The sequence below is a fragment of the Arthrobacter tecti genome (genome assembly GCF_054511355.1).
In genome coordinates, this window is the sequence record NZ_JBTNCT010000016.1 from 37,611 (window position 1) to 51,365 (window position 13,755).

At 62.7% G+C, this 13,755-nt stretch carries 11 protein-coding genes; 4 read left to right on the plus strand and 7 right to left on the minus strand.

The features are described from left to right. Positions 1-121 precede the first annotated feature (121 nt). Positions 122-2,137: an NHL repeat-containing protein gene (locus tag ACX80C_RS15405; RefSeq protein ID WP_459327331.1), complete on the plus strand. Its 2,016-nt coding sequence runs from the start codon at positions 122-124 to the stop codon at positions 2,135-2,137. 66 nt (positions 2,138-2,203) lie between these two features. Here the strand turns inward: ACX80C_RS15405 and ACX80C_RS15410 are convergent, their stop codons facing one another. The 7 genes from ACX80C_RS15410 to ACX80C_RS15440 all read right to left on the minus strand — a co-directional run bounded on the left by ACX80C_RS15410 (position 2,204) and on the right by ACX80C_RS15440 (position 11,587). Next, positions 2,204-3,208: a hydroxyacid dehydrogenase gene (locus tag ACX80C_RS15410; RefSeq protein WP_459327332.1), complete on the minus strand. Its 1,005-nt coding sequence runs from the start codon at positions 3,206-3,208 to the stop codon at positions 2,204-2,206. After that, positions 3,205-4,119: a carbohydrate ABC transporter permease gene (locus ACX80C_RS15415; protein ID WP_459327333.1), complete on the minus strand. Its 915-nt coding sequence runs from the start codon at positions 4,117-4,119 to the stop codon at positions 3,205-3,207. Before ACX80C_RS15415 ends, ACX80C_RS15410 begins: the two co-directional genes overlap by 4 nt. Continuing rightward, positions 4,116-5,078 carry a carbohydrate ABC transporter permease gene (locus ACX80C_RS15420; RefSeq protein WP_459327334.1) on the minus strand — a complete coding sequence of 321 codons (963 nt, stop codon included), beginning with the start codon at positions 5,076-5,078 and terminating at the stop codon, positions 4,116-4,118. Before ACX80C_RS15420 ends, ACX80C_RS15415 begins: the two co-directional genes overlap by 4 nt. 80 nt (positions 5,079-5,158) lie before the next feature. After that, complete coding sequence (locus ACX80C_RS15425; protein WP_459327335.1) at positions 5,159-6,460, minus strand: ABC transporter substrate-binding protein; 1,302 nt, start codon at positions 6,458-6,460, stop codon at positions 5,159-5,161. Positions 6,461-6,572: 112 nt separating this feature from the next. Further along, positions 6,573-7,685, minus strand: a complete 1,113-nt coding sequence (locus ACX80C_RS15430) for a LacI family DNA-binding transcriptional regulator (RefSeq protein WP_459327336.1) — start codon at positions 7,683-7,685, stop codon at positions 6,573-6,575. A 160-nt stretch (positions 7,686-7,845) separates the two neighbouring features. Continuing rightward, complete coding sequence (locus ACX80C_RS15435) at positions 7,846-9,873, minus strand: outer membrane protein assembly factor BamB family protein (protein WP_459327337.1); 2,028 nt, start codon at positions 9,871-9,873, stop codon at positions 7,846-7,848. Positions 9,874-10,048: 175 nt separating this feature from the next. Then, positions 10,049-11,587 carry an MDR family MFS transporter gene (locus tag ACX80C_RS15440; protein ID WP_459327368.1) on the minus strand — a complete coding sequence of 513 codons (1,539 nt, stop codon included), beginning with the start codon at positions 11,585-11,587 and terminating at the stop codon, positions 10,049-10,051. A 166-nt stretch (positions 11,588-11,753) separates the two neighbouring features. Between ACX80C_RS15440 and ACX80C_RS15445 the strand changes: the two genes are divergently transcribed. The 3 genes from ACX80C_RS15445 to ACX80C_RS15455 all read left to right on the plus strand — a co-directional run bounded on the left by ACX80C_RS15445 (position 11,754) and on the right by ACX80C_RS15455 (position 13,743). Beyond that, positions 11,754-11,966 carry a hypothetical protein gene (locus ACX80C_RS15445; RefSeq protein ID WP_459327338.1) on the plus strand — a complete coding sequence of 71 codons (213 nt, stop codon included), beginning with the start codon at positions 11,754-11,756 and terminating at the stop codon, positions 11,964-11,966. Between the two features lie 42 nt (positions 11,967-12,008). Beyond that, positions 12,009-12,881, plus strand: a complete 873-nt coding sequence (locus ACX80C_RS15450) for a transposase (protein WP_459327339.1) — start codon at positions 12,009-12,011, stop codon at positions 12,879-12,881. Positions 12,882-13,233: 352 nt separating this feature from the next. Next, complete coding sequence (locus ACX80C_RS15455; RefSeq protein WP_459327340.1) at positions 13,234-13,743, plus strand: hypothetical protein; 510 nt, start codon at positions 13,234-13,236, stop codon at positions 13,741-13,743. Positions 13,744-13,755 lie beyond the last annotated feature (12 nt).

A 13,755-nucleotide genomic window follows, 5' to 3' on the forward strand; every position in this document is an offset into this window, starting at 1 on the left:
TGCATCGATGTTCACTTTCTGTTCGAGTGAGCGAAAACTGTGGATCTTGTTCAAGTGCAGTTGCTATACCTTTTCACACGGCCGTTCAACGAAGTCGCCGCGTCAGACAAAGGAGTTCGACATGAACCAAACCCCATCCCCATCTCTCTCCCGTCGCCGTCTGCTTGAGCTGGGTGCCATCGGCGGACTGGGCGGATTGTCCCTCGCCGCCGGCGTCTCGCCCGGCATGGCCTTCGCCGCTCCAGGCAGGACCGGAGGGGTGACCGTCACCGACCTGGGCCCTGCAGTGCTGAACTTCTCGCTGGCGGCCGGCATCCCGGTCGGCAACGACAAGGTCTATGTCGCCTCCCGCAACATCGAACCAATGCAAATTGTCGGTTTTGACCTCACCACCGAGAAGGTCACCAGCATCACGCCGTGCCCCGGAATCAGCACCCAACTGTTGGCGGCAGATCCGGAGGGCCGCTACGTCTACTCCGCCATCCGTGAGTACGACTCCGCCCCCGGTCCCGGATTCATCCGACTGGATCTGTCGAAGGCAGGGGCGCCCAAGGAGGATCTCGCCGCGATCCCCGGGCTGGACCCGTACGCCATCACTGTCTCACCCGACGGGGTGGTCTTCTTCGGCGGCCAGGAGAAGGGCCCCAAGCTGCGGCAGTACGACCCTTCGACCGGACAGCTCACCGTAGTGGCTACTCCGGACCCGAACGTGCCGATGATTCGCAGCCTGGCAGCCACCGAGACAACTGTCTACATTGGTACTGGTGCGGTCCAGGGGGTCACGCCAACCAGTACGAAGGCCGGTCTTTTCACCCTGAATCGGGCCACCGGTGAGGTACGTTCCATCCTGCCACCGCAGTTCGGGGGCAAGATCGAAATCCGTGAGCTGGAGATCATGGGTGACGAATTGTGTGTCCACTGCCGGGGCGGGGGCTACGCCGCGCTCGCATTCATCAACTTGGCCGACCCGACCAAACAGCGGGTGATCGAGGGAACTGGCGGCCGGATGCCGAAGAAGCTCGGTGACAAGATCTACTGGTCGGGCACGGGTGGTGTCCGGGAGTACTCGCTGACCACCGGGACGAGTCGTCTGATCACGCCCGCCGGGCTGGACATGGGTGAACTCTGGGGACTATGGATCCGTGGCGACAAGGTAATGGTGGTCTCCGCTTTCGGGCTGATCATCGAGATCGATCCCGTAACTACTCAGGGCAAGATCTACGACCTCGTGACTGGTGGAGCGCCTGTCGGTCCGCAGCTGGCGATGTCGGTGGCCGCGGGTGCGAAGTCGGTCTATGTGGGCGGCACCAACGCTGTAGGCCGACACGACCTCACCACGGGTGAGCAGACCCGCATCCTGACCCCCGGCGAGGCAAAGGACACCCTGGTCCGGGAGGGTGTGGCGATCTTCGCCCAGTACAACAGCGGCGGCATTCTGACCTACGATCCTGACATCGACGACGGGACGGCACGTAAGGTCGCCAGTTCTTACCCGAACCAGAACCGTCCGCACCAGATCGTTTGGGACGACGTGAACCAGATCGCTGTAGTGGGGTACCGCTCCGACACACTGGACGGCGGATCGGTGATGACCTTCGACCCGGCGACGAACGAGACCACCAACGCGGTCAACCCGATCGATGCCAAGCAGATGGTGCGCGCGGTGGTCTGCCACGAGGGCATCGCTTACCTTGGGGGGCAAACCACGGACAATCGTGGTGGAACCGTGGTGGCCTGGGACCCGATCGCGCAGCAGGAGCTGTGGCGGATCACCCCGCAGAGCGCCCCCACTGGTGTTACCGGGCTGACGGTCCGCGGCGGCCACCTCTACGTGATGTGCTTCCGCGGGGACTTCTTCGTAATCGACCTGGCCACCCGCCAGATCATCCACCAGGCCAATCACGGGCCCATGGTGCCGAATTACGGCACGCTCCTGGTCAGCCGCGGACAGGTCTACGGGGCCTCGGACAAGGCGTTCTTCCGCTTCGACAAGAAGACCTTCGTCCGTGCCGACCTCGTTTCAGACCTCAACGGCGAGTGGTACGGAATCCCGCGGGCGGCTGTTGACGAGCGTGGACAGTTCTACGCGATCAAGGGCCGCAACCTGGTGCGGATCGCGGTGGGTCCCCGAGCATGACCCAAGCAAACAACGACGTCGGCACCTGACCTGGGTGCCGACGTCGTCGTTTGTTCGCAGTTCCATCTAGGCCATGAGCAACAGGTCCTCCACGGCGACGCGGTGAACCAGTTCGCCTCCCCCGGCCACACGGTTCGCTTCCTCGATTGCGGTGACCGCCAGGCGCTGCAGTTCCGTGCCCAGCGAACCCGCGGCGTGCGGTGTCAGCAGTACATTCGGAAGGTCATAGAGCTGATTGTCGGCCGGCAGATCCCACGGCGTGGTCACATCGAGGATGGCGTACAGGTCCTGCTTGCACAGACGCCGAATGAGGGCATCCTGGTCAACCAGTTCACCCCTCGCCGTGTTGATGAAGGTAGCGCCGGGCTTCATCAGCCCGATGACCCGCTCACTGATCAGGTTGTGCGTTGAGGGCAGGGATGGGGCATGGAGGGAGATCACATCGCTCGTGGAAGCCAGTTCGTCCAACTCCATGAGGGTGACCCCCAAATCCCGCGCTGCATCAGCATCAAGGTAGGGATCTGCCACCACCACCTCAAGCGCGAACGGTTTCAGAAGCTCGATCACATGCCGGCCGATGCGTGATGCGCCAACCAGACCCACCCGCTTCTCGAAATTGCCCATCTCCGGGAACATGGCGTCCGGATTGATGTGACCCCTTGTCGACTTCAGGGCGGCGTTGAGCTGCAGCACTTTCTTGTTCGCCATGAGGATGGCCGCGACCGTGTACTCGGCCACGGGTATGGCATTGGCGGTAGCAGCCGTGCTCACTTCGATTCCCCGGGCCCAGCAGGCGGCATCCAGGTGGTGCTTCACGGAGCCGCCGGCATGGATGACGTAACGCAGGTTCGGCGCCCGGTCCAGCACGGCGTCGTCCACCATGGGAGCGCCCCAACCCGTGATCAGGACCTCCACTTCGGGCAGCACAGCGTCAGCCAGGGGCGAGCTGAAGGTAGTGAGGGGTTCATCAGCGAGCACCGGCAGGCTGGGGCCGAGATGGGCCCGCCTCCGCGGAGGGAAGATCCGGGCGAAAACATCCTCGCCCATGCTGAACGCGACGTTGAGACTCATTTGATGCTCCCTGCCGAAAGACCGGCCTTCCAGAACCGCTGCAACATAATGAACGCAGCGATCAGCGGGATGATCGAGAGCAGCGAGCCCGTAATCACCATGGGTACGTAATCAGGTAGAAGCGTTGTATAGCCCTGCCAGGTAGCCATACCCAAACTTACGGGGAAAAGCTCCTGGCTGGACAGCATTACCAGGGGAAGCATGTAGTTATTCCAGACGTTCACGAACTGGAACAACGCAATAGTGATGAAACCCGGCATGATCATCGGCAATGAGATTGAGATGAATGACCGGATGGAACCCGCACCGTCAACGCGGGCGGCTTCGAGAGTTTCGTCCGGAATGTAGGACGCTGAGAAGACGCGGGCCAGATAAACGCTGAACGGGTTGCAGAGTGCAGGCAGGATCATCGCCCAAATAGTGTTGGTGGCATTCACCGTGGAAGCCAGCAGGTAGAGGGGAAGAACAGTTGCGGTGTTCGGAATCAGCACCCCGACCAGGACGAAGGCAAAGAGCTGGTTCTTGAAACGGAACCGGAACTTATCAAACGCGTAACCGGCCATCACGGAGATGAGCCCACCGAATACTGCGCCTACTCCGGCGTACAGGAAGCTGTTCAGGATCCAGCGGTAAAACAGGCCGTTGTCCTGGGTGGACACGGCAACCACGTTGTCGATGAGGGCGCCGCCGAAGCTGAGCGCGTTCAGACCGTACAGTTCGTCCACGCTCTTGGTGGACGCGAATAGCAGCCAGGTAATGGGCAGGATCATGTAGGCGGACCCGAGGATCAGCAGGGTGTTGACGGTGACCTTGCTGCCCATCGGCTGCCGGGTGGTGGTTTCAACACGCTCCGGCTCGGGACGGCGCTTGCGAGTGGCTGAAGTCTGCGGAGGTCTGGTTAGCGTGCTCATCCCTTGCTACTCCTGGAACTGAATCGGGTGACGACGAATGAAAGTACAGCGGCCAGCAGGGCGATGATGATGGAGGCTGCAGCGGCGAGGTTCAGGTCCTGCCTGTTGAATGCGGCGTCGTACGCCCACATATTTGGAACGAACGTGCCGGTCACCGCCGGCGTGGCTTTGGTGAGAATCTGCGGCTCGGTGAAGAGTTGCAGGGTCGCGATCGTAGTGAACAACATGATCACACCGAGCGCGGGGGCAATCAGCGGCAACTTGATGCTGATCGCAGTGCGCAGTTGGGAAGCACCGTCGACGACGGCGGCCTCCAGTACGTCGCGCGGAACAGCCTGCAGGGCGGTGAAGAGAATGATGACGTTATAACCTGTCCACTCCCAGACTCCAATGTTCACCATGGCCGGCAACACCAGCTCGGTGGAGAAGAAGTCGATGGTGATACCACCGTTGGCGAGAGTCGAGACAATAGGACTGACGCCCGGGCTGTAGAGGTAGGTCCAGATCAGTGCGGCGATTGCTCCGGGGACGGCGTGCGGCAGGAACAGGAGTACCTGGAAGGTTTTCTTTGCCCGTGCCACCACCGAGTCCAGCAGGAGTGCCAGGAAAATGGCTCCGCCCAGCATCAATGGGATGTACATCAGGCAGTACAGGCCCAGACGGACGAAGCCGCTGACAAAGGTTTCCGAACCGAGCACATGCTGGTAGTTCTCGAGGCCGACGAACAGTGTTTCCGCGCCGCCGAATCCCAATCCGCTACTTCTTTCGGAGAAGAAGCTGAGCCCCAGCGAGTAGATCACCGGAGCGATCATCGTAAGGATGAACAGGGCGAAGAAGGGTATGAGGAATATGGAAGCCGTGCGGCCTCCGCCTCCCTTATCGACGTTCTTGCGCGGCTTCCGCGTCAGCGGCTTCGCTTTCGCCGCGCTCACCACGACCGCAGTATCCGGACTGGACATCCCAGATCTCCTTGTAAAGGTTGTCCCTTGCGTCCCGGGCCCAGCTCTGAAGCGGGCCCGGGACGCATGTGGGATGTGTACTATTCGGTGACGGAAAGGCCGGACTGCTCGAGGCCTTCCACGGTTGCCGCTTGGGCGGTTTCGAAAGCATCAGCCACTGACGGGCCGTCCGGCGCAACTTTGCTGAAGGCATCCTTCAGGGCGGTGTTGGTGATTTCGTAGTTCGGTCCCCACTGCCAGCCGGAGTTGATCGTTGCTGCTGCGGCGTCGAACACTTCATAGATGTCGTTGCCAAAGAAGGTCGCGTCATAGGCTTCCTTGGCTGCCGCGGTCAGGTCCGGGTCGGCGAAGTAGGCAGAGCCGGTGTCGCCCCGGGCTCCCACAGCCGCCGGATTCGTGGCCGCATACTCAATGAACTTGGCGGCGGCAGCAGCGTTCTTGGAGGACTTCGGAATCACGAAGCTCGATCCACCGAGGAGGGACCCGCCTTCGCTTGGCAGCTGTGCAGCAACCCAGTTGCCTTCCTGGCCCTCAGCGCGTGCTCGGATACCGGTTGCACTCCAGCTTCCGCCGAACAAACCTGCGACCTTCGAGTTTGTGATGTCGGCGGTCCATTCGTCGCTGAATGCGTTGACGACCTTCAGGATTCCCTGGTCGATCAGGCCCTGGTAGCGGTCAGCGACCTCGAGGGAGGCGGCGTCAGTAATGCCGACCTTCCAGGTGTCCTCCTCAGCGGCGAACCACTGCGCTCCGTTGGCCCAGGCCTGGCCCGCGAGCATGGGTGCTTCGTTGGGGTTGAAGGAAGCCAGCGCCACTCCGGGGAACTTCTCCTGCACCGCGAGCCCGGCTGCTTCGAATTCCTCCCAACTGGTGGGCAGCTCCACGCCTGCTACCTCCAGCATGTCTGCCCGGTACCAGGCAACCATGGGCGGGGTGTCGTACGGTGCAGCCCAGGTCTGGTCACCGAGGGTGACCAGGTCTGTGATCGAAGGCTCAATCCCATCGATCATTTCGGCTGGCAGCACCTCATCCAGTGGGATGACGTTGCCGGAGGTTACGAACTGGGGCAGGGACGCGTATTCGACCATTGCGACGTCGGGGGCGTTGCCGGCCTCGATGGCGGTTGTCAGCAGCGCGTTGCCGCCGTTGGCCGTGTTGGCTGCCTCTTCGAAAGTGACGGTGATGCTGTCCTGGCTTTCATTGAACGCTTCTGCCACCTTGTCCATGCCGGCGAGTGCGGACGAGAACCTGATTTCTCCGCTGGCATTGCCTGCAGGTGATGCGTCTTCCGCAGGGGCGCCGACATCGCCGCCACATGCAGAGAGGAAAAGGGCGCCGGCGAGAAGGCCGACTCCGAGGGTTGTTGAACGGGACTTGCGCATTGTGTTTCTCCTCACAACAAAGCTTCTAGTCCCACCATTGAATGTGTTCAGAACTGATCAGGTCAATCACATTGTGTTGAGTTGAACAATATTGAACATCCAGGTCCCGGTACTAGCCGTCTATGGTCACGGCGCTTGTGTGGGCAGCCCCAGTGGACTCGCGGACGATGAGACTCGGCGCAAGATTGACGCTGCGCAATACATGCGAGGCCGCGCCGCTTCCGCGGTGCGACAGCCGCTCCATGCACATCGTCACAGCCGAATATCCGACGTCGCGCTTCGGCGGTGCCACGGCGGTCAGAGGCACACCTGCCAGTTCAGCCACCTCGTCGTCGTAGGCCACAATCGAGAGATCCTCCGGAACCTCGAGCCCTGACTCCTGGGCGATGCCCACCAGCGCGATTGCCTCTTCATCGGGAAGCACCAGCACGGCGCGGGTGTCGCTGGCCACGCAGTCGTCGAGAAACGCTCGAAGGACGTCCCGGTTGTTCCCAATACCCGGACCTGCCCGGGTGAACTCGATAACCGGCGCGTCCGGTTCGAGCCCAAGGCGCTGCACAGCCCTTCCATGGCCCTCTCTCAGCCATGGTGCCGTGGGACTGGTGGCTACGGCCAGACCTATCCTGTTGTGACCAAGGGAGGCCAGATGACGCACGGCAAGTTCCGCCCCGTAGCTGTGGTCGGACATCACCGATTCAAGACTTGCCCCGGCAAGCTCAGCGCGACCTGAACGTTCCACGAGCACCACCGGCACTCCCAACCTGGAGAGCAATTCCAGAGTGGGCGAACCATCATCGGTTGAGCCGGAACTAGCCAGGAGTATCCCGTCCACACCGTTGGCGACGAGCCGCTCCAGTTGGCGGCTCTCCTCCTCAACTGAGTAGTTGCTGACCCCTAGCACGAGCCTCGCGTTGTGGACTCGTGCTGCCGCCTCTGCGCCGCGGATCACGGCTGGGAAGTAATAGCCCGACGTCGGCACGATGAGCCCGAGCGTAGCTACCGGCCGTGTGCGCCGTCCTCCTGGGGCAGCGTTTGTCCGTCCGATACCCGCCGGTACCGCTCCCCCATGGACGCGCTTCAGCAAGCCCTGATCAGCGAGCTGCGCAAGGTCCCGGCGGATAGTCATTCCCGACAAGCCGGTGCGTGCTGCGAAGTCATTGACCTTCAGCGTCCCCCGGAGCTCCAGTTCCCGGAGGATCTTTTCGTGGCGTTCTTCTCCGAGCACAACTACCCCTCCATCGACCTGCTGCTGTGTTCACTAATGTCCAGATGAGCATATCCTCCGAGAACTGAACATAGAAGTGCCTGTTACTGCACAACAAAGCCCGCCCGCACCGAAACCTCTTCGGGACGGGCGGGCTTTGAAGGCAAACCCTGGAACGTGATCAGCGACGTGGGTGGTCGTCGATCCTGACCAGGTTGCGGCCGCGCATCGTGTACAGGTAACCGTTCTCGTCGTTGGTGATGTGTGAGCCGCTGTACCATCCGCCCTTAGTGTCAGCCAGCACGGTGGTGACCGCGAAGGTCTTGGGATCGAAGCGGAAGACTGTCGTGTCCGACACCCCGTAAACCACGCCGCGGTTCGAGACCATTGCGGCAAACCCGTTGCTGACGGAGCGGACGTCTGCTGTGTGGACGAGCGTGCGCTTGGGCAGATCGATGACGTATGCGTGCCCCTTGCGCGACAGGCCGTACAGGTAGCGCCCCTGAACCGCTAGCGCTGAGGTACCGGCTCCCAGCTGCGGATCGATCCTCCACAACTCCTTGCCTGCAACGGGGTCGAAGGCAACGATCGTCCCCGGTCCTCCGGTGCCCGGCAGGCTTCCGCCCAGATAGGCAATCCCTTCCCTGGTGGCAACCGCACGGACCAGCTGAACGTTATCGATGGGATTGATGAAGGAGCGGGATTCTCCGGTGGCGGGATCGTAGGTCCAGAGCGAGCCTCCGCCCTCGGTGTCCGCCTGGGCCACCACCAGCACCAGCTGGTTCACCTCGTCCCAGACCACGTCCAGCGGCCTGTTCTGCGCTGCGGGGAACGTGGCCACCTGGTGGATCGGCTTGCCGCTGGCCGGATCGTACTTCCAGATGCCCTGGGAGCTGTATTGGCCGGTGTAGAGCACACCGCCGACTACGATGGCGTCCTTCGCTTCGCCGGGCGCCTGCATATTGAGGACCTCGTCGGTGCCGAGGGTGTGCCGGGCGATGACGCCGTTGCCGCCCACATACGCGTATCCGGCCCCTGCGGCGATTCCCATGACTGTCTGCGGATCCGCTGGGGCACCTGCTTCGCCCAGATCCCATGCCACCGAGGTTTTCGCAACCGGATCGATCTCGGCGATGAACCCATAGCCGGAGGTGACGAGGAGCTTGCCGTTCCTGCTGTCAACGCCCCAGATTTCACCCAGGGATGGTCCCTCGAACTCGAGCTGCGCGATCGCGTTGGTGGCCAGGGAGTAGACCATCACGCCGAACTCGTTGGCGAAGTAGACGTTGTCATCGATGATGGCGAAGTTCTTCGCTGTCTTGCCGATCGAGGTCGCTATTGTGTAGGATCCAAGGTCTGCAAGGTCGATTGCAGCGACCTTGGACGGTTCCAATGATGACGCCGTACCGACAAGGAGCTTGTCGTTGAAGATGGACAGGTCGCGGATGCTTGGGTCCGGCAGCATCTCGGTAGGCGTGATGTTGGTGAATCTCCTGGTCGCCCGGTCGTAGGCATACAGGCAGGCCCGGCTCGTCTTGCCACCGCCCGCGATGGTGCTTCCCGCGCCGAAGAACACTGTGGTGTCGGATGCGGCGACACCTCGGGCAAGGGTTGCGCCCGGGTCGGGGACGCCAAGATTCACCACCTGCCCGGTGACCGGTGAGTACTCCCACAGGGCCGGTGCTGTTCCACTGCCTCCACCGACCGCGTAGACCAGCCCATTCGGTGCGACGCTGAGGTCACGCACGTCGCGGTCTCCGATTCGGCCGATCGCCGCAATCGGGGTGCTGAGGGAATTCACGTCCCAGCGGTAGAGGTTCGCCTGGGGGCCGCCTGCGTCCTGAAGGACACCCGCATAGAGATAGCGTCCGCTCGGGTCAGCGGCCAGTGCCTGGATGGTGTGCCCGGTTCCAAGCTCAGTAGTGGCAACAACCTTCTGGGTGGGAATGTGGAACGCAACGATGCGAACCGGGTTCAGGTTACGGGAGCCGACATAGAGGGTGTCGCCGATGCGCACTGCCGCCATGAGGGAAAACTGAACGACGGCGGGGCCGAGGTCGAGGATTTCAGTGCCCTTGGCTGGTCCGCGGAAGGCGCTGACCCCTGTAGCTGTTGCTGGAGCTGCCGCGGCAAATCCCAGGGCAGCAGCCAGTCCGGCTACGCCGCCAACCTGAATCGCTGTGCGACGCGTCATTTCGTGGTTGTGCATGTTCTTCCTTCTCTCGGACGGAGCCGATGAGACAGGGCGAGGATGCTGTTCTCATAATCGTCATCGGCTGTGATGCGTCCCACTATGTTCTGGCAACCGTTCGCACGCTGTCCAGCGATTTTGCTCACTTGAACACCAAATGAACATATCTACACAGGTAGAAGGATACGGAAGGTCAGTGCGCGGAAGTGAACGACGGCGCGTCGTCGTCGTGATCCGGTGAAGCAACCGGTTCTGCTGAAGCGGGGCGCACGGTTGCAGCATCCGGCCCGGCGGGAGCTGCCGGCTTCCGCACGAAGAGCGCCGCAACCACCGCAAAGAGGAAGATCACCGCTCCGCAGAGAAACGCCATCCGGATTCCGCCGGCAAGAGCCGGTATTTCAGAGGCGCCCCCGGCTGTCAGCGCGCCGCTCTGAATGGCCATCACCGAGACAAACAGGGCAATACCCGCTGCACCGGCCAACTGCTGGACGGTCCCGACCACGGCGCTCGCGTGCGAGTAGAGCTTGGGCTGCACCGACCCGAGCGCGGAGGTGAACAGCGGGGTGAACATTCCGGCCAGGCCCACGCTCAACAGCACGTGAAGAGCCAGCACCAACGGAACCGGCGTGGATTCACTCACCAGGGTCAACGACCAGAACACCGCTGCGACGATCACCGCTCCGGGAACTACAAGTACGCGCGGACCATGCCGGTCAAAGATCCGGCCGACCACGGGTCCCAGGAGCCCCATCGCGAGACCGCCCGGCAGCAGCATCAGTCCTGCCTGAGCGGGCTCAAGGCCGAGGACGTCCTGCAGGTAGATCGGGAGCAGGATGATGGTTCCGAAGAGGGCCATCATGCTGATCGACAACACAAGAATGGATACGGTGAACGTGCGCGAACGGAAGGTCCGCAGATCAAGGAGCGCCCGGTCGCGGCGCTGAAGCACCAGTTGACGGCTCACGAAGCCGGCCAACCCCACCAGCCCGACGGCGAGCGGCACCCAGCCCGGAACGGCGGAGCCGCCGGCCGCCTCGCCGAACTGGCTAAGGCCGTAGATGATCCCACCGAACGCGAAGGCCGAGAGGATCACGGAGAGCACATCGATGGGTGCGCGGTGCGGCGTTGTCACGTTCTGGATCCGGATTCCACCGAGCACCAGGGAAGCCACCGCGATCGGCAGCACGAGCCAGAACATCCACCGCCAGTCCAAGACACTGAGGATGATTCCCGAGATGGTGGGGCCGATCGCCGGAGCAACCGAGATGACGATCGAAATATTGCCCATTGTCTTTCCGCGCGACGACGGCGGCACGAGGGTCATGACCGTGGTCATGAGCAGCGGCATCATGATGGCCGTACCGCTCGCCTGGATCACGCGGCCCACCAGCAGCATCTCGAAGCCCGGAGCCATCGCGGAGACCAGCGTTCCCAGACTGAACAGGCTCATCGCCACAAGGAACACGGGCCTTGTGTTGAAGCGCTGGATCAGGAAGCCCGTGATCGGAATGACAACCGCCATGGTGAGCATGAACGCCGTCGTCAGCCACTGGCCGGCGGTAGCCGTGATCTGCAGATCTTCCATCAGGCGCGGGAGCGCGACGCCCATGATTGTCTCGTTCAGGATGACCACAAACGCCGAGACAAGCAGCAGGGAGATGACCAGCCGGTCGCGTGCCGAGATCTCACCGGCTGGTGCGGTCACCTGGTCCGTACTTTGCGACACGGAAATCCCCCTGGGAAAGTTGCTGGTTGGTGTGGGGCGAGAACCGCACAGTGGTTCCAAGCCAGATGTTCCGGAACTTATTCCCGGCACCGGCCCGCGGGCGTACTGTTGCTGTTGAGCGCCCGTGCTGCCTACCCAACCACCCGTTGACGCACGAAAGGAAGTACACGCCATGACCACCACGCCGCCGAATGAGCCCCACCCGGATCCCTCCCAACCTCGGCCGCCGGGTGAACCGGCTCCGGAGCCGCAGCCCTCGCCCGACCCGTACCCGCTGCCCGGTCCCGGCCCTGACTCACCCAATATTCCGCCCGAACCGGATCCGGGCCCCTCACCTGACCGGCCGTTCCCGGAGCCGGGTCCGTCCATTCCTTCCCTGCATTGACATTCCGTCCCGACATAGACGCCCCTGGAGTCCAACGCCGAAGTGACTGACCTCGCCGAGATCGCAGCTGACCTGTACTCGAAGCCGCTGGATGACTTCACAGCTTCCCGCAATGAGCGGGCAAAGTCGCTTGCGGACAAGGACCTCGCCAAGGAGGTCAAGGCGCTACGCAAACCCTCGGCGTCGGCCTGGCTGCTCAACATGATGAGCCTGCACCGCGGGTCCCAGTTGGCTGAAGCGCTGCAATTGGGCGCCGCGATGCGCCAGGCGCAGAACGAGCTGGACCGCAGCGAGCTGAAGAAGCTTGGGACGCAGCGCCAGCAGTTGATCGCAGCGCTGGTGAAGGACGGGACGGCGCTGGCCACGGAGCTGGGCCACCCGGCGAGTGCTGCCGTGGCCACGGAGGTCGAGCAGACGCTGCGCGCGGCAATGGCCGACGCCGGTGCTGCCGCTGCCGTCGGCACGGCCCGCCTGATCCGGCCGCTCGAGGCGTCGGGCTGGGAAGCCGTGGACCTTGCCGGTGCGGTCGGTGGACCGTTCAACGCCGGTCACGCCTCCGATGAGAACGGTCGCGATAAGGACGGCGACCATACGGATGAGGAAGCGAACGACACTTCAGCGGAAGCCCGCGCTGAGTTGAAAGACGCCGAAGACCGCGCGGAAGAAGCCGAACAGGCACTCGTTCGCGCAACGGAGCGCGTTGAGCAACTGGACCGCGACCGGGAGGACCTGGCCAATCGCGTCAAGGATCTCCGCAAGCGGATCCGTTCGCTGGAACAGGACATTGACGCGATCGACGACGACGCAGACGACGCTTCCCGCGAACGCACGGAAGCTGAGCGGGCCGCGAAGGAAGCGGCGCGGGAGGTCGACCGCGTGCGCAAGCTGGTCGAGAAACTCACGCGCAACGGCTGATGGGCCGCGTTTCGGCCCGGCGGCCCAGTCGTAACGGTGTCGCCGGGCCGCACAGCGTCGCCCGAGCCGCGCTGCGGTGCGCCGCCGTGCGCCGGTAACGCGGAAATAACGATCCCCAGTGGCGCGGATCACAGCGCCGGGACCCGCCGTCGTCGTCGTTCCCCGCAATGGTGTGGATCCGCAGTTTCCCCGGAAAAGCACCCCTGCGTTTCTCCATCGATCACTCGATCACAGGCCGATCACGCCGGGTTGAAGCGGATGCCAAGCATGCTTAGCGTCAATAGTGCGCCGCGGAAACCACACAGCAGGAACGCTGCGTACGGAGCGACAGTCAACCGAAGAGGAGACCGGTATGAACACGCGCAAGCACATGTCACGGACCCGAACTCTGGCACTCGCGGGCCTCATCCCATTGGCCACACTGAGCCTCGTGGGTTGCAACAGCACCTCCGGCACTGAGGAAGGCGCAGACGTGGAGGACGTAGTGGACGAGGACGAGGAGGTTGCACCCTACAACGGTGCGCTTGATTCCGAGTTCCACGACGCCTACTCCAGCTACATCGGTGAGGAAGTGACCGTATCGGCTGACGTCAACGAGATCGTCTCGGACACCTCATTCACGATTGCCGGCACCGATGACACCACCGTAGAGGCGCTCCTGGTGGTCACCGAGGGCGAGATGACCGAAGTGGAGCCGGGCCTGACGGTGTCCGTTACTGGCACCGTGATGGAGTCATTCGATCTTCCGACGGTCGAGGAAGAAACCGGACTGGATTTGGAGGACGACGCGTACGCCGACTATGACGGCGAGAACTACATCGTCGCCAGTGAAGTGGACACCTCCGTTGATGCAGACAGCTGACAACGCTCAGGT